19 protein-coding genes and 6 pseudogenes are annotated in these 24,592 nt (G+C 67.8%); 10 read left to right on the top strand and 15 right to left on the bottom strand.

What is annotated here, in order from left to right; genetic code table 11:
- Positions 1 to 61: 61 nt before the first annotated feature.
- Both IEY95_RS47020 and IEY95_RS47015 read right to left on the bottom strand, forming a co-directional pair.
- Positions 62 to 921: pseudogene (locus tag IEY95_RS47020) on the bottom strand (IS481 family transposase); the annotation flags it as partial.
- A gap of 96 nt (positions 922 to 1,017) precedes the next feature.
- The gene (locus tag IEY95_RS47015; protein ID WP_189192470.1) at positions 1,018 to 1,452 is read right to left on the bottom strand and encodes a hypothetical protein; all 435 of its coding nucleotides are present in this window, start codon (positions 1,450 to 1,452) and stop codon (positions 1,018 to 1,020) included.
- 270 nt (positions 1,453 to 1,722) lie between these two features.
- Between IEY95_RS47015 and IEY95_RS50540 the strand changes: the two genes are divergently transcribed.
- The 4 genes from IEY95_RS50540 to IEY95_RS47005 all read left to right on the top strand — a co-directional run bounded on the left by IEY95_RS50540 (position 1,723) and on the right by IEY95_RS47005 (position 3,714).
- A complete protein-coding gene (locus IEY95_RS50540) occupies positions 1,723 to 1,851 on the top strand; it encodes a hypothetical protein (protein WP_308429432.1) in 129 nt (42 codons plus the stop codon).
- A gap of 62 nt (positions 1,852 to 1,913) precedes the next feature.
- Positions 1,914 to 2,057: a hypothetical protein gene (locus IEY95_RS50535; RefSeq protein WP_308429431.1), complete on the top strand. Its 144-nt coding sequence runs from the start codon at positions 1,914 to 1,916 to the stop codon at positions 2,055 to 2,057.
- A gap of 6 nt (positions 2,058 to 2,063) precedes the next feature.
- Positions 2,064 to 2,369, top strand: a complete 306-nt coding sequence (locus IEY95_RS50530) for a hypothetical protein (protein WP_308429430.1) — start codon at positions 2,064 to 2,066, stop codon at positions 2,367 to 2,369.
- 124 nt (positions 2,370 to 2,493) lie between these two features.
- The gene (locus IEY95_RS47005) at positions 2,494 to 3,714 is read left to right on the top strand and encodes a PQQ-binding-like beta-propeller repeat protein (protein WP_189192469.1); all 1,221 of its coding nucleotides are present in this window, start codon (positions 2,494 to 2,496) and stop codon (positions 3,712 to 3,714) included.
- A gap of 119 nt (positions 3,715 to 3,833) precedes the next feature.
- Here the strand turns inward: IEY95_RS47005 and IEY95_RS49970 are convergent, their stop codons facing one another.
- The 8 genes and pseudogenes from IEY95_RS49970 to IEY95_RS46970 all read right to left on the bottom strand — a co-directional run bounded on the left by IEY95_RS49970 (position 3,834) and on the right by IEY95_RS46970 (position 13,609).
- On the bottom strand, positions 3,834 to 4,871 hold the full coding sequence (locus tag IEY95_RS49970; protein WP_229703839.1) for a hypothetical protein: 1,038 nt from the start codon (positions 4,869 to 4,871) through the stop codon (positions 3,834 to 3,836).
- Between the two features lie 141 nt (positions 4,872 to 5,012).
- Positions 5,013 to 5,888: pseudogene (locus IEY95_RS49965) on the bottom strand (pentapeptide repeat-containing protein); the annotation flags it as partial.
- Between the two features lie 148 nt (positions 5,889 to 6,036).
- Positions 6,037 to 6,480 carry a hypothetical protein gene (locus IEY95_RS46995; protein WP_189192468.1) on the bottom strand — a complete coding sequence of 148 codons (444 nt, stop codon included), beginning with the start codon at positions 6,478 to 6,480 and terminating at the stop codon, positions 6,037 to 6,039.
- A gap of 235 nt (positions 6,481 to 6,715) precedes the next feature.
- Positions 6,716 to 8,581: a DUF2637 domain-containing protein gene (locus IEY95_RS49960; RefSeq protein WP_444544775.1), complete on the bottom strand. Its 1,866-nt coding sequence runs from the start codon at positions 8,579 to 8,581 to the stop codon at positions 6,716 to 6,718.
- A 197-nt stretch (positions 8,582 to 8,778) separates the two neighbouring features.
- Positions 8,779 to 9,161 (bottom strand): annotated as a pseudogene (locus IEY95_RS46985) (DNA helicase); the annotation flags it as partial.
- Positions 9,162 to 9,294: 133 nt separating this feature from the next.
- Positions 9,295 to 10,143, bottom strand: coding sequence for an MFS transporter (locus IEY95_RS46980; protein ID WP_189192467.1), 849 nt, complete (start codon positions 10,141 to 10,143; stop codon positions 9,295 to 9,297).
- Positions 10,144 to 10,360: 217 nt separating this feature from the next.
- A pseudogene (locus tag IEY95_RS50965) lies at positions 10,361 to 10,897 on the bottom strand (MFS transporter); the annotation flags it as partial.
- Positions 10,898 to 11,734: 837 nt separating this feature from the next.
- Positions 11,735 to 13,609, bottom strand: a complete 1,875-nt coding sequence (locus tag IEY95_RS46970) for a DNA/RNA non-specific endonuclease (RefSeq protein ID WP_189192466.1) — start codon at positions 13,607 to 13,609, stop codon at positions 11,735 to 11,737.
- 389 nt (positions 13,610 to 13,998) lie between these two features.
- Here IEY95_RS46970 and IEY95_RS46965 point away from each other — a divergent pair, with 389 nt between their 5' ends.
- Positions 13,999 to 15,609 carry a hypothetical protein gene (locus tag IEY95_RS46965; protein WP_189192465.1) on the top strand — a complete coding sequence of 537 codons (1,611 nt, stop codon included), beginning with the start codon at positions 13,999 to 14,001 and terminating at the stop codon, positions 15,607 to 15,609.
- 746 nt (positions 15,610 to 16,355) lie between these two features.
- On the opposite strand, the pseudogene IEY95_RS46960 reads toward IEY95_RS46965, so the two are convergent.
- A pseudogene (locus tag IEY95_RS46960) lies at positions 16,356 to 17,026 on the bottom strand (helix-turn-helix domain-containing protein); the annotation flags it as partial.
- Positions 17,027 to 17,179: 153 nt separating this feature from the next.
- Positions 17,180 to 17,635, bottom strand: a complete 456-nt coding sequence (locus IEY95_RS46955; protein ID WP_189192464.1) for a MarR family winged helix-turn-helix transcriptional regulator — start codon at positions 17,633 to 17,635, stop codon at positions 17,180 to 17,182.
- A 324-nt stretch (positions 17,636 to 17,959) separates the two neighbouring features.
- Here IEY95_RS46955 and IEY95_RS46950 point away from each other — a divergent pair, with 324 nt between their 5' ends.
- Entirely contained in the window at positions 17,960 to 19,219 is a 1,260-nt protein-coding gene (locus IEY95_RS46950) for an alpha/beta hydrolase (protein WP_189192463.1), read from the top strand.
- Positions 19,220 to 19,332: 113 nt separating this feature from the next.
- A pseudogene (locus IEY95_RS49955) lies at positions 19,333 to 19,587 on the top strand (IS200/IS605 family accessory protein TnpB-related protein); the annotation flags it as partial.
- On the opposite strand, the gene IEY95_RS46945 reads toward IEY95_RS49955, so the two are convergent.
- Both IEY95_RS46945 and IEY95_RS46940 read right to left on the bottom strand, forming a co-directional pair.
- Complete coding sequence (locus IEY95_RS46945) at positions 19,584 to 20,105, bottom strand: ATP-binding protein (protein WP_189192462.1); 522 nt, start codon at positions 20,103 to 20,105, stop codon at positions 19,584 to 19,586. The pseudogene IEY95_RS49955 and the gene IEY95_RS46945 sit on opposite strands and share 4 nt — an antisense overlap.
- A 44-nt stretch (positions 20,106 to 20,149) precedes the next feature.
- A complete protein-coding gene (locus tag IEY95_RS46940; RefSeq protein ID WP_189192461.1) occupies positions 20,150 to 20,560 on the bottom strand; it encodes a hypothetical protein in 411 nt (136 codons plus the stop codon).
- Between the two features lie 646 nt (positions 20,561 to 21,206).
- Between IEY95_RS46940 and IEY95_RS46935 the strand changes: the two genes are divergently transcribed.
- The 3 genes from IEY95_RS46935 (at position 21,207) to IEY95_RS46925 (ending at position 24,141) form a co-directional block, all read left to right on the top strand.
- The gene (locus IEY95_RS46935) at positions 21,207 to 21,671 is read left to right on the top strand and encodes a MarR family winged helix-turn-helix transcriptional regulator (protein ID WP_189192477.1); all 465 of its coding nucleotides are present in this window, start codon (positions 21,207 to 21,209) and stop codon (positions 21,669 to 21,671) included.
- 161 nt (positions 21,672 to 21,832) lie between these two features.
- Complete coding sequence (locus IEY95_RS46930; RefSeq protein WP_189192460.1) at positions 21,833 to 22,348, top strand: hypothetical protein; 516 nt, start codon at positions 21,833 to 21,835, stop codon at positions 22,346 to 22,348.
- An 800-nt stretch (positions 22,349 to 23,148) separates the two neighbouring features.
- Positions 23,149 to 24,141 carry a class I adenylate-forming enzyme family protein gene (locus IEY95_RS46925; protein ID WP_268240560.1) on the top strand — a complete coding sequence of 331 codons (993 nt, stop codon included), beginning with the start codon at positions 23,149 to 23,151 and terminating at the stop codon, positions 24,139 to 24,141.
- A 128-nt stretch (positions 24,142 to 24,269) separates the two neighbouring features.
- On the opposite strand, the gene IEY95_RS46920 is transcribed toward IEY95_RS46925, so the two are convergent.
- Positions 24,270 to 24,491: a hypothetical protein gene (locus IEY95_RS46920; protein ID WP_189192458.1), complete on the bottom strand. Its 222-nt coding sequence runs from the start codon at positions 24,489 to 24,491 to the stop codon at positions 24,270 to 24,272.
- Positions 24,492 to 24,592 lie beyond the last annotated feature (101 nt).

Here is a 24,592-nt window from a genome sequence, read left to right as displayed (position 1 = left end):
CAGCCGACCAGATCATCGACCGGATCTGCCGCTACTGCGACAGGACCTCCGGACCAAATCACTAGGTGTATTGACCCGCAGCGTTGTTCACGCGGGTGATCGGTGGCTGGCCGCCGAGTGCGGTGTGGCAGCGGTGGTGGTTGTAGGTGTGCAGGAAGTCTGCCAGGGCTGCGGTCCGCTCGTCGTTGCTGGTGTAGGGCCGTAGGTAGGCCCACTCGTCGAGCAGGGTGCGGTTGAAGCGTTCGACTTTGCCGTTGGTCTGGGGTCGGTAGGCGCGGGTCAGCTTGCCGGTAGCGCCGATTTCGGCGAGGGCTCGCTTCCAGGCCAGGCCCTTGCGGTAGGCCCAGGCATTGTCGGTGAGCACACGCTCGATGCGGGTGATGCCGTGCGCCTGGAAGAACGCGGCCGCGCGGGTGAGGAAGCCCGCGCAGGTGGCAACCTTCTCATCGTCGTGGATCTTGCTGTGGGCAAGGCGGGTGTGGTCGTCGACGGCGGAATGGATGTAGTCGAATCCCATCCTGCCGCGGGTGGCCCGGCCTGGCGGCCCAGTGTCTTGTGCCCGCCGCCGTCGGGGATGCGGCCGAGTTTCTTGACGTCGATGTGGACCAGCTCGCCCGGTTGTGCGCGTTCGTAGCGGCGGATGACCTCTCCGGTCGGCCGGTCCATGAACGCCAGCCGGTTCAGGCCGTGCCGGACCAGGATGCGGTGCACGGTCGAGGCCGGCAGGCCCAGGATCGGGCCCAGGCGGGCAGGGCCGAGTCTGCGGTCCTGGCGCAGTCGGCACACCCGGGCCTCCACCACGGCCGCCGTGCGGTGTGGAGTCGTTCGGGGCCGGCTGGAGCGGTCGTGCAGCCCCGGCTCGCCCTCTGCCCGCCATCGGCGGATCCACTTGTGGGCCGTGGGGCGCGAGATGCCCATTTCCCCCCCAGAACTTGTTGGTCTGGCTGGGGCGTCTTGCTTTCTCTTGCCACACAGCCAGACCAACTACTGGCCACTTGCGTGACCAGCCTCATCTTTTTACTTGTCGTTGCCGTTGCCGTTGTTGTTGCCGTTGCCGTTGCCGTTGCCGTTGCCGTTGTTGTTGTTGCCGTTGTTGTTGTTCGTATTGACGAACTTCACGACCGTCTTCTTTTCGATCTTCTTCGAGATCACTTGCCCCTTTCCGTTCTTTTTGACCGTGATGGTCGTCGTGGTGGTGGTAATTTTGACCCTGCCATCGTCGAGGACCTTGCTACTGACGCTCTTGGTAGTTGTAATACTGATGGTGACCTTGTTCTTGTCCTTGCCTATCGGCAGGTGCTGCTGGTTACTGGCTTCGACCGTGGCTACGGCTCCCGCGTGCGGGGCCGCCGGGGCGGCGAACGCACTGGACGGCAGGAGTGCGCCACCTGCAGCCAGGGCGGCCGAGGCAGCCAGCATCGCAAGACGCTGCTTTCGAGAAGCGCGGGTCATGGTTTTCTCCTCATATTGGAAACGGGTTATCTAGCGGCCCTATTAGTTCAGGCCTTTCGATATCGGGACCCTGTCCCGGTGATCGCATTGCCAGGAATATTCCGGGCCGATGCCGTTGAGCTAGCTGGTCTGCTTAGCCCTGCCTCAATTACGCCCAAGTACACGGGACACGTCATGTTCCTGATACTCGGGGCTTGACGGATGATGGCTGCCCCGCAAGGACTGGAAGCCCTGACCTCAAATGCCCCGGATGCGGCGGGCGGCGAGGACTTGGACGATGAGGGTGAGGCGCACGACCTGCATGCGCCGGAGATCCGGGTCCTGGGCCCGGTCGAGGTGACCGGCGTGTCCAGCACCGGACACGGCCCGCGCAGTGCCCAGCTCGCGGCCTTGCTCTAACTTCCCCCGGTCGCAGCGCCGACGTCCTGTGCGCCGACATGGACCCGGTCAGCCCTTGGTCAGTGACGACCCTCAACGCCCGGCTGCAGGGCCCGCGTCGATCTCTCGGCAACGATCCGGGCGGCCATCCCTACGTGCCGCGCCGCAGCGCCGGCGACGACCCCTACCGCCTCTCCCCCGCCGTGCGCTGCGACGAGCCCTACTAGCAGGAGATGATCACCCGGATCATCGACATCGCTCACACCGTGGCCACTTACCGCCCCCCGGCCGGTCCCCACCACGACCTCACAGCCGCCCGGCAGGCCGTCGCGACCGGTCTCGACGTCGACGAGAGCGCCGAGTTGTTGTACCGGGACTGGATGCGGGTCGAGTACGCGGCCGGGAACCGCTCCGGGCTGCACACCGCCATCACCCGAGTTCAGCAAGTCAACAGGGCTTTGGACTGCTCCCTTGAGTTGGAGACCGAGCAGCTCATCAACGATCTACTGAACGCCTCCCACGATCGGCGGGCCCTGTGACCGCACCGCACTCACCCACCCCATCCTGGAGGACTCCCCCGCAATGCCCCGCCCCATCACACCACTCCGCGCCCTGACGGCCGCCGCCGTTCTGCTGCTTGCCGCGGGCTGTTCCAACGACAACGTGGCCACGACCGGTTCCCAGGACAAGGACCACCCGGCCGCCACGGGCACGGCTTCCGGGCCGGCTGCCCGGGCCAAGGCCTACGATCCGCCCACCGCGTTCCAGACGGCTGGCAAACCGCTCCCCGAGGCGGCCACCAAAGCCAGGATGACTGCGGGCGGAGTGATGCTCGAGGCTCTGCCGCTCACCCTGTACAGGTCCACCGTGTATATCGGCGCCGCAGACGGTGTGACCGTCGTTGACGGCAAGAGCGGGCTGTCCGATGCGATCCACCCGCAGGGAAAACTCCAGGACACCAGCGAATTCAACCGCCCCAAGGCCTTCGCCCCCGTCCTGGCCGACGCCGGTGACAAGGACCAGGTGCTCGCACCGTTCGCCATCACCGTTCCCGGAACCGGCACACAGCCCAGCCGCGCCAAGATCGAATTGAATGCCATCGACACCGCCACCAACAAGGTCACCTGGCGCAGCAACATCGATCTGCCCGACTGGGCGGATGAGAGCCGTGCGGTGGCCGTCCGAGTGGTGGGTGTCGTGGGGAACACCGCCGTGATCAGTGCGTCCAGCCAAGACAACGGCGTCATCTACGCGTTCGATCTGGACAAGCGGGCAATGGGCTGGGAGGCCGACCACGTCGCGGACGCCGTAATTGCAGGTGATCAGGTGCTGGCCGTCCAGATCCGTGATCTGGTGAGGCAGCGTCTCGCCGGGTTCCCGATGAGCGGCAACGGCAAGCCAGCCTGGACGAAGCGGGACACGTCCGACCTGTCGTTGGCCAGCGCGGGCCCCGATCTGGCCGTGGTCTCGGGCACCGACTATGACTCCGGCGACGCGCTCGTCGGCTTCTACCGGGGCGACGGTTCCAGCGCCGGCAGCATCGACGGCGACACATTCGGCCTTCAGTGCCTCTATGACGGCCGCTCGGTGACGGTGTGCCACACCACGATGAGCGACGGCCGGGTCTTCGCGGTGGACTCGAAGACCGGAAAGCTTCTGTGGCAGCTCCCAGAGAAGGGATCCGACCGCCTGGTGCCGACCGTGACATCTGCCTGGCACGGCATCGTGTACGGCGAGACGAGCAATGGGCCTCTCCTGCTTGATGCCCGGACCGGCGCCGACCGTGCGGACAAGCCTGGCATCGCCCCGGTCGCCGTCAACGAATTCATAGGGCTGGCGCTCGACGACAACGACATCCTCAACGCCCACTCGGCCAGCGGCTGAAGCCCAGCCCGCTCACGTTTTGAACCTCGCAGTCGCAGGTCTTCGCCTGCGTGACGTCCCCAGCTGACCGACCAATCCCCGCTTCTAGGCCGGGCGCTACCTGCAGACTGCTGACCGAGCTAGCGCTTGACTCGATTGCGGATGGCGAGAACAGCCAAGCCCAGCAGGACGGGTTCGGTGAGGCGGGAGGCCATCTCGGTGTAGGTGCCGGCCGTGGTGAGGTCCTGGCCGGAGGAACGGAAGATGACCGAGTTGACCACCACCCGCAGTCCCTTCTCGAATCGGGCCGTTGATATCCGCTCGTGGAGCGAGCCGCCCGGGTTGACCGGGTCGGGGGTGTCGGTGGTGAGCCGGATGCTATGACCGTGTATGTCACCCGTGGAGACAGGTTGCGGGGTCTGAGAGGGCAGTCCCCACAGCATCATCCCGAGCAGGGTGGCGGTCATGGCCAGCAGCAGCCACACCAGCGCGCGGGTGGCGCGGAGACCGTACCCGGACAGTGCCCAGTACCCGGCGAGCAGGCTCCGCTCGGCTCGCGGCGTACGGGGGTTGTGCCGACGCATCTCCATTTCCCCGTAGTAGAAGTCCGCCGCGCCGGGTTCATTCTTGCTGTCCTCGAAGGATTTGCGCAGTGCCCGGTACATCGGTGCCAACTGCGCCGGCCCGGTACCCCGTCCTCCGGGCCACTCTCGCCAGCCCGATACCGCCCGGGGTCGCCTGGCGCGCCATCCTTGCTCCTCGGCGAGTGTGGAGCGCTGGCTGAACCGCACCGGCCGCCAGCGTCGCCAGTGGATGCCGGGTGGGGTCACAGCGAAGGGACAGTCTCCCTCCAGCCGGAGTTGGTCGAGGTGCACGGCGCCGGTGAACTCGCAGCTGGACAGGTCGACGTCGGACAGGACGAGGTGGGCGGCGTCCACTCCGTGCAGATCAATGATCTGGGCCGTGTCGCGGCGCCAGGGCGCTGGGCGGGTGATTGCTGTCTCGTCCAGCCGTATGCCCTGATCGTCCGTGAAGGGTCTCGCGGAGGCGACGGTGACAGGGGTATCGAAGACAGAGCGGGTCAGGTCGACCCTCGTGTAGCGGAGGCGGAGTTCAGCGGTCGCTGACCAGCGTGTATGCCAGCATTCCAGACGAACGGCGGCGATGGCGATGGTCACGGGGCTTGCGAACGAGGCCTCCGACAAGGTGACCTCGTTCGCGCATACGAACGGGCCCAGGAGGAGGGTGCTTTCGAAGTGTGCCCTCTTGAAGGTGACGTTGCCGTTGAAGGCCGTTTTCTGGAACCGGGCTTCGCGTTTGAAGGTCGCCGACTGGAATACGGCTTCGCCTTCGAACACCGCGGACGCGAACCCGGCGTCGCCTTCGAACACCGCCGACGCGAACGCGGCGTTCTTGCCGAAGGTCGCCGATCCGAAGGACGCTGAGTGTTGGAAGGTTGCCGATTCGAACCAGGCGTTTCCTTCGAAGGTCGCGGATCCGAACCTGGCCGCGTGCTGGAAGGTGGCCGACCGGAATCCGGCGCTGTCCTTGAAGATCGCCGATGGGAAGGCAGCCTCGCCCTCGAAGGTCGCCGAGTCGAGTGCGACGTCGCGCTCGAAGGTGGCCGATCGGAATCCGGCATTCTTCTCGAACGTCGCCGTCCTGAACCACGCGGCGCGCTTAAAGGTCGCCAACCCGAACGCCGCGTCGTCCTTGAAGAATGCGGCAGCGAACTCGGTGTCGCCTTCGAAGGTCGCCAGCTCGAACGTGGCTTTGCGTTCGAAGGTCGCCGACCGGAATCCGGCGGCTTTCTGGAACGTCACCGCCGCGAACCCAACGGTGTCCTCGAAGGTTGCCGACCCGAACCGGGCGTCCCCTTCGAAGGTTGCCGACCCGAAGCCGACGTGGCCCTGGAACCTCGCAGACTCGAAGGCCGCCTCGCCAAAGCGTGCGTCACCGGAGGTTGGGTCGCACAGAGCGTTGAGGAGTTGTGCCAGGAGCGGTTGGTCCAGCGATGTGCCGCGGTGGTCCACTGCGCTGCCGGCAGTGAGAGAGGCAAAATAGGCGTCGCGCTGTTGATCGGTGATGTGCCGCAGGCACTCACTGTGGGGGGCAACGGACCGGCCAGTGCAGCCGTATGGGGCGCCCGCTACAGCCTGTCTGCAGAACGGCCAGTCGGGCTCACGCGTCGTCATCGTCACGCAGAGATGGACACCCGGTCAGGCACTCCTGGTTGCTGCTGCTCATGCTCGACAGGCGATCTGGTGCTGAGGGGGCCCGCCATTCCCGGGTTCTGATTGTCATCTGCGGCGGCCTGCACGGCTCACACTGTCGGTTGAGGCGCTACGAGATGGGGTGCACGTCGCGGGTTACGTATGCGAGGAGTTCACCGATCGCCGCCTGATTGGACGCGGGCCGACGGGTCTGCCACTCGCGCAGGGTCTCCCGGACAGTCCTCGCAATGGTCTGGGCATGCTGCACAAGGTCGTCGTCCAGGGGTGCCACTCCCCCGTCCTGGCTGCGGCCGGTGATGACGGCAGGGCCGTGCAGGGGATACAGGGGCATGCCGCGCCAGGCACTCGCCAGGGCCCAGGCGACGAGGTTGTCCTTCAGCCCGATCGCCCGGCCTTCGCCATGTAGGTGAAGCAGGGCGCGGGGGTGGTAGCGGCCGATGTCGACAGATCCTGGCCCGCCGACCAGATCACGGATGCGCGCGTGTTGCGCAACGCCGGCGGGGAGGTCGATGTCGGTGACGCTCATGTTCGGGTCAATGCGCAGTGCGCGCATGGTTGTGCCTCCATGGCGAATGGACTGTCGGGGCAGCGCCGTCCAGAGGATGACCGAACAGTTCCCTTCAAGGAGCGTGCCTCGGCCCCATTGCGCACTCGCACCCCTCGGGTTCGTCGGCTGCCGCTCCAGTTGTGCAGTCGCTGAGACAGTCAGGCGCACTCCATCGAGTAGTGACCTGGTCAGGGCATCATTGCGCAACTTTTGAGGCAGTCGGCAACCCCCCTCCGGACGTTCAGTTCGGCGCTTCGGAGAGGCGGGCGTGCTGCGCAATGGCTTGCCAGCGGCGCTCGAATTCTTCGATGTCGTTCTCGATCATGGCTGCCGTCACCGGCGCTCTGCGAACAGAGATTCCCCGGAGTGCGCACTCGCCTGCGACGTCCTGCGCAGTGGGCTGCTCAGTGCGCGCACGCAGATCGGCCCAGACGGTGTAGATGCGGAAGCCAGGGAGGTATCTGCGCAGTGTGCTCGGGCTGACGGCCTGTCCTCCGCGGCCGAGGACGCCGTGGTCGGCGAGGTAGGTGGAGAGTTCCTTGTCTTTGGGTTCCTGGCCGTGCTGGTCCTGGTAGGCAGTCCAGGCGAGGAAGTAGCGGTCGACTGTGGTGAGCCCACTCCCCTCCCCTGCAGGCTCGGGGCTGGGGTCCTGCTCGTGCTGGTCGGCTGAGGCGCGTACTTCTGGCCCGCGTTTCGTCTCGCTGGCTGCGACTGTTGTGGTCGCGGTGCTGTGGCCCTGGGGGCTGGGCTGCCTGGGAATCGAGGTGTCGGCCGTGCTCTGGCCGTTGGGTGCGGCCGTCGGCTCGTTCGTCTCAGCTTGAGTGTCTGTCTCGCCGAACTCGCGCTGCCAGAAGCCGGTGACGAGGGACTGGATGTCTTCGCCGACGAGCGGCTGGCCGGCGGCTGTGGTGACCCCGTCACGTTCGAAGACGTAGCGGGCGAGGGCGTCCGCGTCGGGGTAGTGGCCGTACGCCTGGGCGAAGTCGACCCAGGCGCTGTAGAAGAACGCGTCCCAGTCCGTATCGTCGCTGCCCTCCTCGGCAGACTCCGCGGGCGCGTCGGACTGGGTGGATGCGTAGTGCTGCTGGAGGCTGGCCAGGATCGGGAGGAGTTGCTCGTCGGAAAGCGGTCCGCCCGCCGCCGTGGTCACCGCGTACTGGTCCCGGAGGAACAGGCCGAACTGCTGCGGCGTGGGCGCTACCTGGAACTGGGCGATCCAGATTTCGTAGGCCTGCGCGAAGAGCCCGTTCTGGTCGGTTTGATGGTGCGACTGGGGGTGGCTGAACGTCGAGCCGGTGAGTTCACCCGGGGCTGGCTGGCCGGCGAGGGCCGAAGGAAGCTCAGGCCTTTCCGCGGTGCTGCCGAGTTCCTCGGCCTTCGGACGCTGGCCTACCGGGACTTGAGGTTCTCGAGTTGGGGCCGCGGCCTCCTTGATGCCGGCGGCCGCCAGGCCCGACAGGGCCGTCTCCGACAGGGGGACGCCGTAGCGGGCCAGCCGCAGTGGCATCAGGCTCTCCACTGGGGCCTTGCGGCGCCAGGCGCGGCCGAAGCGGGAGCGCAGGCGGGCCTGGTAGACGAGGCGTTCCTGTTCGAGCTTGATGACCTGTTCGTAGGAGCGCAGTTCCCACAGCTTCATGCGGCGCCACAGCAGGAACGTGGGGAGCGGGGAGAGCAGCCAGCGGGTGAGGCGGACGCCTTCCATGTGCTTGTCGGCGGTGATGTCGGCAATGCGGCCGATCGCGTGCCGGGCGGCTTCGACAGCGACGACGAAGAGGATCGGGATGACGGCGTGCATGCCGACGCCGAGCGGGTCGGGCCAGGCCGCTGCGCCGTTGAACGCGATCGTCGCCGCCGTCAGCAGCCAGGCCGTCTGACGCAGGAGGGGGAAGGGGATCCTGATCCAGGTCAGGAGCAGGTCCAGGGCGAGCAGGACGCAGATGCCGGCGTCGATGCCGATCGGAAAGACGTACGCGAAGTTCCCGAAGCCCTTCTTGACGGCAAGTTCGCGGACGGCGGCGTACGAGCCCGCGAAGCCGATACCGGCGATGACGACCGCACCGGCGACGACCACACCGATGAGAATCCGGTGTGTCCGAGTCAGCAGGATCCGGTTTCCCCGGGCCGGGCGGGGTATTTCGCCGCTCCCCGTACTCACGTCCCACTCCCCCATCTGAGCCTCACAACTGAGCAGATCTCACACTCCCACGATGCACCGTGGGTTGTGACTCTTCGGGTCCGCTTGTCGCCGATCGTCCGCGAAAAGTGATCACTTGCGTGCTTGATGCGCACCAATGTCAGCTGCGGGAAGCGGTTGAACCTGTCGTCTGGGTGCTGCAGGTCGGCCCAGGCTTTGCGGGCGAACGGCACGATGGGTGCGGCGAGTTGGCGTGCAGGTCTTTGTCCTCGAGGCCGCGCAGGCGTGGGACGTGGTGGCGGGTGATGGTGGGTTCGGCGGTGTGGCAGAAGTGGGCCGCGGTGCGCAAGGTGACGTTGGAGAGGGCCTTTTGGGAGAGGTCGCGTTCGCCGATGTGGCAGCTGACAGTGGGTGGGAAGCGGGAGCGCGCGTCCTGGGCGATGGCCCAGTTGTAGGCGAGGTAGCGGCCACGGCGCTGGGTGACGTGGGCGAGCCGGGCCAGGGTGGTGGTCTTGCCGGTGCCCGCGCTGGCCTGCAGGGCCAGGTGGTGCACGGCCCGGTCGAGGCGCTCTGCATCGGCGCTGTCGCGCTTGGCCGCCGCCGCGACCGCGAGATGTACGCGCTGCCTTCGGTACTCGGGGCCGACGCCGTGGCCGTGCTGCTCCAGCTCGGGCTGCTGGGCCCGATTAGCGCCGGCGCCGCCATGCTGGCCACCTTCGCGCTCCGACTGCTGGCCCTGCGCTACGGCTGGCGCGCTCTGCTCGCATGGAAGAGCGAGTCGCCTGCGGTCTCCCGGCCGGCCGGGCAACGGACCGGGGCCGGCTGAGGAGGACGGCGCACGCGAGCACCGCTGCGAGCAGGACGAGCCCGCCCAGCACCAGGAAGCTGACCTCGACCGCCCTGACGAAGGCGTGGTCTGCGGCGTCACGGACCCGGCTTCGCGAACTGCCCGGCAGCCGGGCGAGCAGGTCGCTGCGCTCCCGCTCCTGTGAGAGGGCATCGTCGAAGGCGCCTTGTTCCTCCGGGGTGAAGGGGGCGCCGGAGCCCTCCAGCAGGCTGTTCCGTTCCCCCCATTCGACGGTCGTGAACAGCGCGTTCATCAGCGCGAGGCCCAGCGTCGCGCCGATCTGCCGGCTCTGGACCGACAGACTCGCCCCGACACCCCGTGCGGATTCGGACACGGCGACCATGATGAGCGCGGTCGCCGAGGGGTAGATCAGGGGCGTCGCGAGGCCCAGGACCAGCAGCGCGGGGACGAGCAGGGCGCCGTGGCGGTGGGTCACACCGTAGGTGAGCCACAGCAGGCTCAGGCCCATCACCGCCAGGCCGGTGACGATCAGCCATCTGCCGTAGCCGCGGTCGGTCAGACGCCCGACGACCGGCGAGAGGGCGACGGTGCCCAGGCTGGTGACGAGGAGCAGCAGCCCCGTCCGCAGGGCCCCCAGGTCGAGCACATGCTGCAGATACAACGTCACATAGACGATCAGGCTGAGCGATGCGCACTGGGCCAGGGCCAGGGCAGCCAGGGGGACCATCGGGGCGACGCAGCGGCCTCAGGTCGAGCAGCGGGTCGGGGGCCCGGAGCTCCACCCGGACGAAGGCGGCGAGCAGGGCGAGGCCCGCGGCCAGCGGGAGCAGGGTGCGAAGCTCGGCGAAGCCCCAGTCCGACGACCGTTCGCAGGCGAAGACCACCAGGGTGAGCCCGCCGCCCATGAGGACGCAGCCCGCCACATCCATCGATGCCCCGGCGGGCCCGCGGGTCTCGTCAAGGTACCGGGAAGCCAGGACGACCACGAGGAGGGTGGCAGGTACGGTGGCGGCGAAGGCCCACCGCCGGCTCCCGAACTCCACCAGCAGGGCGATCGCGAGCGGCAACCCGATGCCGAAGAAGGTGGTGACGGCGGTCTGCACACCAATCGCCCAGCCACGCCTGTGCTCAGGCAGGACGGCCGTGAGATTCGCCAGGGCGAGCGGCACAGCCAACGCAACACCCAGGCCCTGTACGGCGCGGGCAGCCACCAGAAAGTATCCGTCCGGGGCTGTCGCGCACAGCGCCGAGCCCACCCCGAAGCAGAGCATGCCCAGCAGGAACACCCGGCGCCGCCCCAGCACATCGCCCATCCGGCCGCTCACCACGGCGACGGCGCACAGTGGCAGCAGCGCCGCGACGATCACCCAGTGCAGCGTTGAGCTGTCGATGCCGAAATCGCGCTGGATCGCCGGGAGAGCCACGACGACGCCGGTCAGGCTGGAGAAGAGCAGGGCACTCGCGCTCACTGTGGCGGCCATGGCCACGCGCTGGCGTGACGTCAATTCCCCGAGCTTGCCCATGTCGCACCCAGTGTCCCGAGTCCCGGGGCGACCTGCAGCCGGCGGCGGGCTGCCCGGGTGACACTCGACCGGTGTCCTGGTGGTCGAAGACGTCGAGCAGCTGCTGGAGGGCACCATGCCTGGCGGCGGTGACGACAGCCCCTACAACTGATCTACCACCGCATCGCAAGCGGACTCCACGGCGTTGACTCGTCGTGGGGTCCGTGCCCCATTCCGAAGTGAAAGTGAGCGCTGAGTACCAACATCCCGTCTCGACTTCGCCGACCTGTCCGCCATCGTCCGGCTCGGGGAAGTGCCATGCCCACACATCGAGCTACGGGACGCGCTTCAGTGCCTGCAGAAGTACGTTGCCCGACCGTTCCTGGGCAGTGAGCGGGAGCGAGCCCGTGCACTGGCACGCCCCGAACGGTCTTGGGCGTACTGGTCGTCCGCTTTCGCTTCCGGTTGGTGACGGCCGGGCCCCTCGCTCCACCTTTCGGCCGCGGCCGTCACCTCCTGCAGACCGTCGCGGACGCCCTGGTCGAAATCCTCAGCGCGCCCGCCGCCAGCACGACCACCGCGAGACCACCGACGCCCGTTTCACCGCGGTCACTGACACGAACCTGCTCCCCGCTGCACGAGATGGCGCACCGCGGGGCTGGCGGCCGTGAAGCCATTTCCATGTGATCCGAAAGAGACTCCCTAGCACCTACCCACCGCCGCACTTGCGCCAGCCCAGTGACTTGGCAGGCCCCCTGGTGCATGACGGGGCCTGCCTGAGCTGCTCGACAGGTGTTGCCGACAGGGTGTGGGAGATCAGTCCCAGTTGATGTCGGTCAGTTTTTCCAGCGGTGTTCGGTCGGCTACTGCTTCGGGCACGAGCAGCTGGTCGCCCTTGTGGAGGGTGGTGGGGAAGCGGATGTGGGCGCGGGCCTCGATCTCGTCGAGGGTGACCTGGAAGACGCGGAACTCGTCGAGGTCGAGGGTCTCGAGCTGGTCCAGGCTCTGCGTGAGCAAGAACGCCTTGGCTTTCAGTTCGCCTCGCTCGAGGAAGGCGATGACCTTGTAGAACTCGCGGGGGATCTTCACGCCCCGGAAGGCGTGGTCGTCGTCCTGGAAGACCGGTCCGCCGAAGACGCTGACTTTGAGGTCGTCGACGTCGACGTCGGCGAAGACAGCGTCCTCCAACTGGCCCCACAGGCCGTTCTTGGCGCTTTGGTTGAAGTCGTCCATCTGCGGGGTGATGTTGGTGTAGAAGAACGAGTCCGTGTTGGCCTTCTGGGCTTCTGGGAGGCTGCCCCACAGCAGGTCGGCGCGGCGTGCGATGTGGCCGCGGTCGAGCCGGTTGGCCTCATAGAGTTCGTTGCCCACCTGGGTGTTCGCGGGGAGTCGCGGGTCCTTGGTGAAGGGGATGCCGGAGCGGCTGAGCCGTTTGAGGGTGCCGCCGTCGATGTTCCAGCCCACCCAGAAGGGGAAGCGGCGCTTCTTGCTGAGTGTCAGGGAGAAGTGTGTGTAGGGGATGACCTCCGAGCCGTCCAGGCGCACGGCGTCGCCGCTGATCGTGGCGGTGAGCTGGGGGATGTCGATCTGCTTGCCGAGGAAGTCCGGGTTGTAGCCCTGCAGGGGCTGTACCTCTTCGGGGGAGGGCTGTTGCAGGCTGATCTCGAGTTTTTCGAAGACCGATCTCGACAGGCAGGCCAGCGCGTGTTCGTCAGGGTCGCCTGTGCTTTCCCCGCCGAAGTGAAGCCCGGCAATGACCTTGCCCGGCTTGCCGTTCTGCTTGAACAGCCACACCGCGCCGGAGTCGCCGCCGCTGCTGATCTCCCCGTCCGCGGCCGGGTGGTCGGCGTCGGGGCCGATCTCGAAGCAGCCGATGGTCTTCTCGCCGACATCACCCTCATAGTCGATCTTGGCCAGGGTGTGGATGCGGCGGACCACCCCGTGGGTAACACTTGTGGTGCGTCCGCTCTTGATCACCTTGTCGCCGAGATCCGGCTCGCCCAACTCTTGTGGCACCACACCGAGTTCGAAGATCGTCTGGTCGAACGTACGGCCCTCTTCGATGGTCGCCACCGCGCAGTCACCGGCCGGGCCGAGGTGGGACCGCTTCAGGACGCCGAGGTGGTTGCGGGAGATGCGATTGTCGTCGAACCGGCCGGGCTGGACGACCTCCTCACCCAGCCGGCCGTCCGGGCCCTGCAGCACATGCCAGTTGCTGAGCACATACGGGGTGCCGTCGGCCTTGTCGAACACGATGCAACCGATCGTGCCGGCCGTGACGGTCACGCCTCCGACGCTCGCTCCGGGGACGATCGGGTCCAGGCGGGTCTTGCGCTGCGGCTTCTCAACCTCAGCCACCATCCGGAAGTGCGCCGTATAGCTGCGCTCAATGACGTCAGTGGGCACCTCGACGCCGTCCACGGTGATGGTCTCCGGGATCCGGGTCGTGCCCAGCGCCTCCAGCGCCTCCGGCTCGGCCTTGCTCTTGACCGTGAACTGCAGCACGACCTGCTTGCCCCGCGTGCCGTTCTTGACCTTGTGGCCGATGCCGACGGACGACACGTTCGGATCCTTGAGCAGGTCTGGGCCCCGCGTGCGGATGTACTGCCCCAGCGAGTCGATCAGCTTGTCCTGCGCAGAGGCTGACTTCCTGGGCGCGGAAGCCGCCTTCTTCCTGTTGTTGGTGGCCATGAAACGGGACGTCCTTTCCCGGAGAGGAGAGACGGCACGCGTGGCGTGCACCGCGGCCCCGTCAGAACGGGTGCGATGGCCGGTCGAGCTGCCGCCGGTCGGCATTCACCGAAACAGATATATCCGACATATGCCCCGGGGTAATGACCCAACAGGGTCGACCTACGCGACTGGCAAAGGCCAGGCAGCACGGCGACGGACACGGGAGCGCAGCGGCTGATGACATTCAGTCGCTGCCGACACTCGGCCATGACCCCGCGGCGGTGGCCGATGCGGCGCCTCTAGCGGTCGCCCGGGGATGCAGTCCTGCGCTGACGGCGGCTCGCCCGACTCCGTTCAGGGGAGTTCAGGTAGTCACGTACGCACCGACAGTGACAGCATCGGCGGACATGAGCCGCATCTCGTTGTCCGTGCGGTCCCGGGCTCTTTTCCTCAGCGCCATCGTGGCCGTTCTGCTCGCGATCAGCGGCAACGGGCATGCCCACGCTTTGGTGCACGCCACCTCCGACGCAATGCCTCTCCCCCAGGCCACCAGCTGGGACGTTCGAAGTTGGCGGTGGCTTCCGTGGCAGACGGGGGACACCGCCCACGCGACGATTCCACTGAACGAGACCTGCCCTGTTGGGACACAGCTGATGGACGCGTCAACGTACGTTTCGACAGGGAGGGATACAGCTGAGGTCGAGGCGGAACCTTGCACCGGCACCGCTGCGGTCGTGCTGCGCATCACCTCGCTGGATACCGTCGGAAGCTACACCGGCTCCGTGGACCTCTCTTCGAAACCCGGGGGTAAGGTCAAGCTGACGGTACGTCACTCCGATGCGTGGCTGTGGCCGACTGTCGTCGTCACCGTGGGAGTGCTGACGAGCCTCATGATCCGCAGATGGGGGGTGCGCAGCACCCTCCGCGCATGCCTGCACGAACTTGCCCGGGCACGCAATGAACTCGACTCAGTCACCCAGGCACTTCCCAAAGCAGGCGCGGAACCGCCCTACCGGATCGGCACCAGCGTGCACAGCAGGCTCACCGCGCTGCGAGGCCGGGTTATCGGGGTGGCGACCGCCCACCCTCTGTCGCTGGCCGAGACAGCGCCTGACTACGTGGGCGTGAAGCAAGAGATCAATAACGTCGTCGGCGCGATCGACGCCTGGCGGAGCGTGCCTGAGGCCCTGCGTTCCGTACGGCAGGACCTGGAACGGTTGAACAGTGACAGCATCCCAAGTCCGCATCCGGCCCTTGGCCGGCAGCCTGCGTTCCTGGACAGCCTTGCCAGCATCCTCGCCGGCAAGGAGATCGAGGCGGACGACCTGAAGACCCGGGCCGACGACATCTTCGCCGCGCAGAATGTGGCAAGCCGATGGTGGGAGCTCAACGAGCGAGCTATGCAACTGAGTCAGCAATATCGTGAGCTGGAGAGCGAGCAGCATTCGCAAGCACAGACGGGGTTCGCTCCCACCGCTGGGTTCTCACCGTTGGACAGTTTCTGGCTCTCGTTTTCAAGCGCCGTGAATCAACTGTGGCGGCGGAAGGACTTCCGCGAGATCCTGCCGGATGGCATCGCTGCGCTGCTCGATGCTGCCGCCGCCAAGATGGACGAGGTGAGCCTCCCGAAGGAGGCCGAGCGACAGCTGCTCCCCGACGCTGGCGGTCTCTACGGTGGACCACAACTTGGCGGGGAGGCTGGCGCACCGCTCCCCCAGTTCCTGACAACTTTGTCGCCGTTCACCAGGCCGCTATGGACGCGCCCCAGGTTCGGACAGTTCGGTGACGCCCTGATCATCCTCATCCTGGCATCCGGAGCGATCTGGGCGGGCCTGGCGACGCTCTACTTCGGCAAGACGTTCGGCGGCGTCGTCGACTATGTGACGCTGGGACTGTGGGGCCTCGGAGTCCAGGCAGCGATCGACATACTCGCCGGTGCGATCGACCGGACAGCCGCCGTGCGAGCCACCTCAGCTCCGTTGCCCGTGGCCACGTCGAGGCCCCCCATCGGGTGGTAGCCATTGGCCTCCATCCGGCGACCAGGTCCTCGGTTCTCACACCTCCGGGCGCGTGCCGTCGCACGGCAGATGCCATGGTCGTCGCCGCAGGCGGCTCCTACTCTGCAGGCTCACGGCTTCTGCCAGGCCGAGTCGGTTGCGTTGCGGGACTTCGACTTCGACGCCCGGCCTGGCCAATTGTGACGACCACAGAGAGCCGGGGCCGGTAGCGCCCGGACTGCAGGACCGTTCCACCAGGGAATCCCTCCGTCATGCGAGTGGAGACGCTTGAGGACGTCCTCTTGCCCCACCATGAACCTGAGCGGCCCCGAGGCCATCGGCATCTTCGCGGACTCCGTCCGCCAGGACTTCCCGGCCGTCACCGCCGCTCTCACCCTGTCCTACAGCTCCGGCGTCGTCGAAGGCCACGTCAACAGAATCAAGACGATCAAGCGTGACCGCGTCTCCCCCTCGAAAACCGGGGAGCGACTATCGATGTCAGGCCGCCGGTTTCAGGGTGGTGCTTTCAGCGCCGGCGTCAGCAGTTCGGCCAGGACGACCCTGAGTCGTCCTCACAGGCCAACTCAGCCGGTGGGCCTCGACTCCTTGGCCCAGCCGGGCGCGTTCCCGCAGCCACGCGCCGCGCACCACCGGAGTGTGGCAGACGCGAGGACGAGCGCCCACGCCGCGGGTGTAGTCAGCGCCGCCCTGCCGCAACGCTTACGGCGGCAGTTGACGCCCCACAGCCGATCGTCGCCGACGGATTAGCAGCCATGGAAGTAGGTGACACCGTGGGTGCGGCGGTAGGTCGCCGGCAGTCGGTTGGGCTTGCTCTGCTCGGCCCAGCAGAAGCCCGGGGTGGGTCGGATCCCCAGGGGCTCGAACTCGTCGAAGGCGAAGACCCGGTCCGGGAAGCGGTCCAGCACCTGCTCGATGCGGTCGAGCTTGGTATCGCGCTCGGGGTCGGGCGACTCCTTCCATGTCTTGGTGCGCTGGAAGGTGACGCCGCGGCGCAGCAGCAGACACCGTAAGCACGGCCGATGCGGATGACGCGGCCGTGCACGCGGCGCAGATAGGCGGCGAGTTTGCGGATCGACCAGCGGGTGAAGGGCTGGCCGAGCTTGGTGGGGCGGGTGGTGGCCGTCTGGATGACGAAGTCCTCGTCGTCATCGCTGAGCAGGCGGGGACGGCCTCCCGCCCATTGAGGGTCCAGGCAGGCCAGGCCGATCTCGTTGAACCGGTGGATCACATCCCGCACCGTGTCCTCGTCGGCCTGGACCAGTTGGGCGATCACCGGCACCCGGTTTCCGCCGGCGGACGCCAGCAGCATCATCGCTCGCCGGTAGCGCACCGAACTGGTACTGCCCCGGCGCACGATCTGCTGCAGTTTTTGCCCCTCCTGGTCGGTCAGTCTGCGCACCCGCACAGGCTCGGCCACCACACCTCCAGCGGCGCAGGTAAGACCAGGACCCGTCCTGGCACAGCGCAACGAAGCAGGAAGCCACGGATTCTCCCCCGAACCCCGTGCCGCGTAGCGGCACAGCAACGGACGAGAAGGCCAGAATCCTCGGGCTCCAGCCCGAGGAGCAAGTCAAAGCTTGTCGTAGATCTCGCCCAGGCGGTCGAGGGCGTCCGCGGCGACGGCCAGGTCATCGGTGCTCAGATTGGCCAGAGACGCGGCCAGGGCGTCGGCGAGGACCTGCTCGCGTTCTCGATGGCGGTCGCCGCCCTTGGTGGTGAGGCTCACGCGGACGGCGCGGCGGTTGGCGGGGTCGGGCCCTCGTTCTACGTAGCCGACTTTGACGAGGCCGTTGACCAGCTGGGTCGCGGCGGCGCTGGTGGTCTCGACCCTCGCTGCGAGTTCTGCCATCGAGAGCGGGCCGTGTTCGGCGAGGACGCGCAGGGCGCGCGCATGCGTGAGTGAGAGGGCGCCCGGGCTGCGCGTGGCCCTTCCACGCAGGCGGGCGTCGGCGGCGCTGAGCCTGTATGCGGCACGGGAGAGGGTATCCAGGGCCTCTTGGCGCTGTGGGTCGTCGGTGCCGGTCATGGCCCTCTTTCGGGGGGAGTCAGGGCTGTTGGGGCTTCCACTTGACAACCATCGTATCTGAAGTACTTAATAGATAAGTACTTGAGATAGCGGGGTGGCTTACGACCCGGGCACTGGTTTCCGGGGCGTCGACGACTCGCCGCCCGGTCCCGCCGCCACCCGGGGGGCCGATCCGGCCGGCAGTTGCCCCGTGCGGCCCTGAGGCGGCCGCAACACTGCAGATCCACAGGACGGCCGTGCGCTCACCCGGGGCTCCGGGGTCGCGCATTGCGCGACCTAATGACTAAGTACTTAGTAAAGGTGCCCGAGGCAAGGAGAAGAGACATGACCATACGATCTGTCGGACAAAGCTGGAGCCTCGACATCGCGCTCGCGCAGGGCGGGTTCGATGCGTTGCACCCCGAGGCCAAGGGCACCCTGGAGCAGCTCGGCCACGACCACACCGACTTCGACAAGGTCTTCGCCCTCGTCAAGAGCGGCGCCATGCTGCCCAAGGCGTGGGCCACCGTGGCCACCCAGGCCGAGGCGCGCGCAGCCCACCACGAGAAGAACGGCTTCGCCCAGACCGCCGCCGACCTCTACCTGCGCGCCGCCGTGATGTGGGGCCGCGCCCAGTACTCCATCTTCGACGCCGCCGACCCCCGCAAGGCGGCCATGCGCAAGCACGCCAACCACTGCGTCGAGCGCCTCGGCGCACTGCGCGAGAACCGGGTCCGCCGCGTCGTCCTGGATTTCGAGGGCAAGCACATCTACGCCCTGCTGCATCTCCCGGCCCGTGCCGTCCAGGCCGCCCCCGCCGTGATCCTCGGTCCCGGAATGGACATGATCAAGGAGGACTACATCTACGCGGCCGAGCGCTACTACACCTCGCGCGGCATCGTCGCCCTCTCCATCGAGGGCCCCGGCCAGGGCGAGTCCCGCGCGAACGGCCTCACCGTGGACCTGACCAACTACGAGCGCGCCATCAGCCGCTACATCGACTACCTCGCCGGCCTGCCGGAGGTCGACGCCGAGCGCATCGGCATGTTCGGCATCAGCATGAGCGGCTACTGGGGCCTGCGCGCTGCGGCAACCGACTCGCGACTCGCCGCCATGGCCAGCTTCGAGGGAGTCACCGGCGACTTCGAGACGATATTCAATCGAGCACAGCCCACCTTCAAGAACAACTACATGTACATGTCCGGCTACACGGACGAGGACCTCTTCGACACGGAGTTGGCACAGCGCATGCCCCTGGGCGCCCTCGTCTCCGGTATTACCTGCCCGGTCTTCATGGGCATCGGCGAGTTCGACGAGCTGACCCCGCTGGAGCAGGCCCTGGCCACCTACGAGCGCGTGCGTGCCCCCAAGGAGATGCGCGTCTACGAGAACGAGTTCCATCCGCTGGGCCAAGTCGCAGCCGAGATCTTCCGCTTCGGCGCCGAGTGGCTTGAACGTGCCCTGAACGGCGCCTTCCAGGAGCCGGGACGCGACGTGCGCCACTACGTCCACCGCGACGGCCCCACCACCGACGGGTCGGCCAACCCCACCTGGTGGCTCGGCGCCACACCGCGGGAGATCACCGAAGCCATCGACGAGACCTGAGCCCAAGCCGGTCTGAAAGCCTCGCCGGCTGGACATCGCACGCCTCTGCGACCGCCGGGCACGCCCTCGCTGCACCAAACCACAAAGGCGCGACCCGCCCATCGGCCGACCACGCCCTCGGGCACCCGATCCGGCGACGGACGACACCGCCCCACACCCACCAGAGCGATGGGTATGGGCATCGGACCGCCCAGGCCGGACCAGGCGCCCGCGGGCGTGAGGAAACCCGCCCCCGCATCCCCGGATCACGCACAGGACGCGTGCAGCCGAACGCGGAGCGAAAGCGGGCGACCAGGACACCCAACACCGTTCGGGATGTCCGCAGTGACCATGTATGGGTCCAAGACCCACTCCTGCTCACTGACTAGGAACGGTGATCGGTATCCGGCTCAGGGTCCGCCGCCGCGGTGCTGATCTCGAACCAGGTGGTCTTGCCGCGTCCCGCGGGCGAGCTCCCCCACGCGAGAGCGAGGGCTTCGACGATCAGCAGCCCACGGCCGGACTCGGCCTCCTGATTGCTGCTCTCGTCGTTGAGGAGGGCGGTCGGCACGGGGGGATACGGATCGCTGTCACGCACCTCGACCCGGATCCGGTCGGCATACTCCCGCAACCGCAGGTCCACTTCGCTGTGGGCGTGGATGAGTGCGTTCGTGACGACCTCGGAGACCAGCAGCTCGAGGTCGTCCAGCAGCGGCAACCTGTGCCACCGGCGAAGCACATCACGCAAAAAGCGCCGCACGCCCGCAACGCCTCGCAGGTCGTGACGCTGTATCGAGGTCCGGGCCACCCGCGGACGATCATGCGGCTGGACACCTTCATAGCGCACCAGGAGCAGGGCAGCATCATCATCACGGAATACCGCCTGCGGGCAAGCGTCGACCGTCATGTCGCAGGTCGCACCGTCGGCCGGTGATGCGGGGCGGGCGAGGGTCAGTCCGTGGCGATCAGCAGGTCCCCCTCACCGTCCCGCCAGCCGATGCTCACCGCGCCGTCGGCGACATCGACGATGTCGAGCTTCACGAAGTAGTCGTAGTCGTCCGGCGCGGTCATCGACGGCAGCCGCAGGGTGTGGAGCAGGCGCCCGGTGTCCGCGTCGAGGACGAGCAGGTCGGCGTGTATCCGACGGCCTGTGTCCCCTTCGGTGAGGAAGGGCTGGCGTACGACGTACACCCGGCCGTCAGCGATCTTCGGGAACCCGTACTCCTGGCCGGCCGGCGCCCGCAACTGCCAGGAGGATCGTCCGTCACGGGTGCCGTAGGCGTGCAGGGCAGTGTCGTGGTCCCCGGAGCCGTCGTTCGGGTCGGCGCCGGCCAGTACGGTGCCGCTGCCCGCACCGACCACATCCCACCCTCCAGCCGGAGAGCGGCGCGTGGAGAGATCCCCTGACGGTTCACATCGAGCGACTGGACGGTCTGCGTGCGGTCCGGGTCCGCAGCGACGAGGGTGTGCCCGTCGCCCCAGGCCGTCTTCTTGGGGTCCACGGTGCGCTGTCGCCACAGGACCTTGCCGCCGCGCCATCACAGCCCCAAGCCCTGCCTCCTGTCACGGTGACACGGCGGCCCAGGGATCTTCACCCCCGCGCAGGAGCCAGGCAAGTCAGGCCGCCGTCCAAACCCCGTCGACCGCACGGACCCGCGGCCAACAGCGAAGGCCGAAGGTCGTACGGGGTCCATACCTCGGGTCCGCCGCCATGCCACGCGGGCCCGAGGAGACCTCGAGGCCGCGCGGCCGGCCTTACGGGGAACGGCCCGGCCGGCGGATCGCCGACCGGCTCCGGTCACGGTGAGGAGCAGACCGCCCGAGGCGGTCCGGGACGGCATGGCGAAACCGCCGATCACGCCTGACCGTCCGCCACCGCGGCCCCGGCCCTGCCCACCGTGCCCCCCGCCGCGGACCGGACACACCATTGAGCCCCTGCTACCATCGACATCGATAGATGATTATGTTCGGCTAATAGTTTGCCGACAGGCAAGGTAAGTGGGTGACAATGACTGCGGACCTGACCGGCACCGTCGAGGCCGAACCCCTCGAGCGGCTCGGCTTTCTGCTCGCCCGGCACGGCGCCATCGCCTATGCCCGCATGGAGCACGCCTTCAAGCAGTGCGGACTGACACCGCGCCAAGGCGCGACGCTGGTCCTGCTGGGCGAGTCGGGACACATGAGCCAGAAGGGCATGGCGGAAGTCCTGGAGGTGGATCCCAGCATCCTGTGCGGAATCCTCAACGACCTCGAGAACACGCACCTCGTCGAGCGCCGGCGCGACCCGGCCGACCGGCGCCGCCACATCGTGGCGCTCACCGACGAAGGCGGCCGCACCCTCGACAAGGCCCGGGACGCCATCACCGCCGTGGAGAAAGAACTCTTCGCCGACTTCACCCCCGAAGAGCTTTCCACCCTCCGCAACCTCCTCGTCCGAGTGAGGACGTCCCAGAGCGACTCCGTCTGCACCTGACCGACCCGCCACCAGGCAGCTTGGGGCCACGGGCATTCCCGTGGTCTCTTTGTCATGCCCCTTCTGGGAATCCACGGCATTCCGACAGCTTCGTTTCGGTGAGTCGACAGTCACATCCGTTCATTCATTGACGAGTCTCAACGATCTGTTAGCGTCAATGCATGACGTTGCTCGGCCGTATCGGCCACGAGCCCTTCGGCACAACGCGTCGATCGTTCACCGCCCGCACCACACACCGGGCGAAGCAAGGAGACACCACCATGAAGAAGCTGATGACCCGCGTCGCCCTCGCCGCCGCCACCGTGACCATGACCGGCAGCGCCCTCGTCGCCGTCACCGGCCCCGCCTCGGCAGCCACCCTGCCCTCGGGGCACAGCGGTCACCACAGCGCCGTCGCCACCGTGACGGAGCGCGTCGGCTTCTCCCGCATCGGCGAGGGGTGGTCCCTCTCGGACGGGCAGCGTGAATGGCACGGCGAGCGGGACCAGTCGGGTTACTCGTACTGGCGCTCCGGCGGCAACGGTCAGCAGCTTCGCTACGACGGTCACCGCGTCTACCACTTGAGCCAGGGACAGTGGGTCGCCGTCGCCCAGGCGGACGAGCAGGCCTACGGCTTCAACCGCTGGCACTTCGACCAGCTCTGGACCGTCCGCGCCGTCGACCCCCGCGGCATCTGAGCAGAATCCGCTCCCAAGAACACCCGAACAGAGAACATGATGAAGCAGTCGATCCGCACCCTCAGGACCCTTCGCCGCCGTCGTCCAGTGACGGACTTCGGTGCCGGCCAGCACCGTGGACAGCCTGCCGCCGAACGCCCGTCCGCCCTGGACGCGCCCGGAAACGGCCGCCACCGCCGCACCGAGACCCTCGCTCTTCCCGCGTCCGCCTGACCGCCCTCGTGTGAGCCGACCCCGCGAGGCCGACGACCCGACGAGGCCCCGCTGCGCACGCACAGTGCCGCCAAGCACAGATGCCTCCCGACGCGCCACGGCTGTGGCCAACCGTGTGAACAACACCGTCAACCTCCGCCTGCGAGCCGAGTGATACGGGCTCATCACCGCCCGGCCGGCCGACGCCCCGCCAAGGCTCACGCCCCCGAAGAGCACGCGCCTGCACCTCCGTCTCCACAGCGGGAGCGGACCCGGACAGCGGCCACCCCGCCGACTCCACCGTCAACCACACCGCGGCGCCGCCGAAGAGCGCGACCGACACGTTGGCGACCTGGCGGATCAGCAGCAGCGCGGGGACGTGCAGGAAGAAGCCCGCGCAGCCAGCGGCGTCACCGAGCGACGACCGACGCGGTCCGACCGCGACGGTCCCGGGCGAGCATCGCCAGGGCGGCTGCCAGGTTGCCGGCGTATCGGCACCTTCGGTCGCTCGCGCTCCTGATCAGCGGCCTTCTCAGGCTCCCGGCGGCAAAAGCGGGTCTCCTCGGGCTTCGTCCACGGGTAGAGGCCGATGATGCGCGCGGGCAGCGATCGCTCACGCCCGCGAGGTCGCCGCCCGGATGGGCGTCCGACACGACGACCGCATTTTGCTCCCGGTTCCGTTGTTCTGGAGCTACGGCGGTGCCAACGCTCTGATGGTCGCTCTGGTGACCGGGAGCACGGTCGTGCTGCAGGAGACCTTCGACGCCGCGGGCGCGCTCGCCCAGATCGCCCGACACCGGTGCACGGTCCTCTACACCCTGCCGTCGATCACCCGCACTCTCCTCGCGGAGCCGACGTTCTCCCGCGACGCCGTCACCACCCTGCGCCGTGGGATGACCATCGGGCCGCCGTCGGACGTGCGGGCGGCCGCAATCGAGCTCGGCGTCACGGAAATCTGCAACGCCTACGGCTCGACCGAGCTGTACGGCGGGGCGACGGTCACCCCGCACCACTGGCCGCTCGAGCGTCGGTGCGCCCGGCAGGGAACCGCCCTGCCGGGCAACCGGGTCGCAATCATCGATCCGCAGACCGGTCGAGTGCAGCCGCCCGGTGAACTCGGGGAGATCGTCGTCTCCGGGTACGTGTCGCCGGGCTACCTCGACCAGCCGGACGAGACCGCGGCGTCCTTCGATTTGGACGGCACGTTCCGCACCGGCGACCTGGGGCACCTCGACGCGGACGGTGAACTGCACTACGCCGAACGGGCGTCGGAGATGATCCGAACCGGCGGGATCAACGTCTCACCGCTCGAGGCCGAGGACTTCCTGCGCACGCACGACGCGGTGGAGGAAGCGGTGGTGGTCGGCGTCGCGGACCCGAAGGCCGACCAGGTGCCGATCGCGTTCGTCAGGACCACCTCACCGCACGACACCGACGAGGCGACGCTGCTCGCCTACTGCCGGGACCACATCGCCGCCTACAAGGTTCCGCGACGCATCGTCCTGCGGACCACCGCCTTCCCGCGCGCCGCGACCGGAAAGCCGGCCCGCACCTCGCTCGTGAAGGAGGCGCAGGCCCTGTGGAACGACGCGGAGGGCTGACGCCGAGCCGGCCGAGGGCTGCATCTCGGTGCGGTAGCGGTGAGGGTGTCCGCTCCGCCGGCAGAACCCGGCGGTTCCTCGCCGCATTCAGCGCGATCTCGCCGCGATTCAGGCCCCGGTGCCACCGGCTACCGCACCGAGATGCAGCACCGCTTCACCACTGGGAACCAGATCACCAGCACCACCGCCACGCCCTCCATGGCTTGGCCAGCGCCGGACACCCGCTCCAGGTGGCCTGACCCACCGCCCGCGGACAACTTGACGACGCCCAGAGATGTGATCGTCTCGGCGATCTCCTGCGGCGAACCGAGCCGACCGAACGGGTCCGCCCGGTTCGCCGCAGCGAGCATCACGACCACCTGATCGCCAGCCGCCCCCAGGTCTCCGCATCGGCGTCCCGAAGGCCACCAGCGCCCTGAGGACGACCACCGGACGCGTCGGTAAAACGGCT

This window comes from Streptomyces albiflavescens (assembly GCF_014645835.1).
Taxonomy (GTDB): Bacteria; Actinomycetota; Actinomycetes; order Streptomycetales; family Streptomycetaceae; genus Streptomyces; species Streptomyces albiflavescens.
Note: the sequence above shows the minus strand (reverse complement) of the source record. Positions and strands in the feature narration are given on the sequence as shown.

Excerpts from the sequence above, each read along its gene's own strand:
- IEY95_RS47015 (WP_189192470.1), bottom strand. The coding sequence starts at position 1,452 with ATGACCCGCGCTTCTCGAAAGCAGCGTCTTGCGATGCTGGCTGCCTCG.
- IEY95_RS50530 (WP_308429430.1), top strand. The coding sequence starts at position 2,064 with ATGATCACCCGGATCATCGACATCGCTCACACCGTGGCCACTTACCGC.
- IEY95_RS46995 (WP_189192468.1), bottom strand. The coding sequence starts at position 6,480 with ATGCGCGCACTGCGCATTGACCCGAACATGAGCGTCACCGACATCGAC.
- IEY95_RS46980 (WP_189192467.1), bottom strand. The coding sequence starts at position 10,143 with ATGGTCCCCCTGGCTGCCCTGGCCCTGGCCCAGTGCGCATCGCTCAGC.
- IEY95_RS46970 (WP_189192466.1), bottom strand. The coding sequence starts at position 13,609 with ATGGCCACCAACAACAGGAAGAAGGCGGCTTCCGCGCCCAGGAAGTCA.
- IEY95_RS46965 (WP_189192465.1), top strand. The coding sequence starts at position 13,999 with ATGAGCCGCATCTCGTTGTCCGTGCGGTCCCGGGCTCTTTTCCTCAGC.
- IEY95_RS46955 (WP_189192464.1), bottom strand. The coding sequence starts at position 17,635 with ATGACCGGCACCGACGACCCACAGCGCCAAGAGGCCCTGGATACCCTC.
- IEY95_RS46950 (WP_189192463.1), top strand. The coding sequence starts at position 17,960 with ATGACCATACGATCTGTCGGACAAAGCTGGAGCCTCGACATCGCGCTC.
- IEY95_RS46945 (WP_189192462.1), bottom strand. The coding sequence starts at position 20,105 with ATGACGGTCGACGCTTGCCCGCAGGCGGTATTCCGTGATGATGATGCT.
- IEY95_RS46935 (WP_189192477.1), top strand. The coding sequence starts at position 21,207 with ATGACTGCGGACCTGACCGGCACCGTCGAGGCCGAACCCCTCGAGCGG.
- IEY95_RS46930 (WP_189192460.1), top strand. The coding sequence starts at position 21,833 with ATGACGTTGCTCGGCCGTATCGGCCACGAGCCCTTCGGCACAACGCGT.
- IEY95_RS46920 (WP_189192458.1), bottom strand. The coding sequence starts at position 24,491 with ATGCTCGCTGCGGCGAACCGGGCGGACCCGTTCGGTCGGCTCGGTTCG.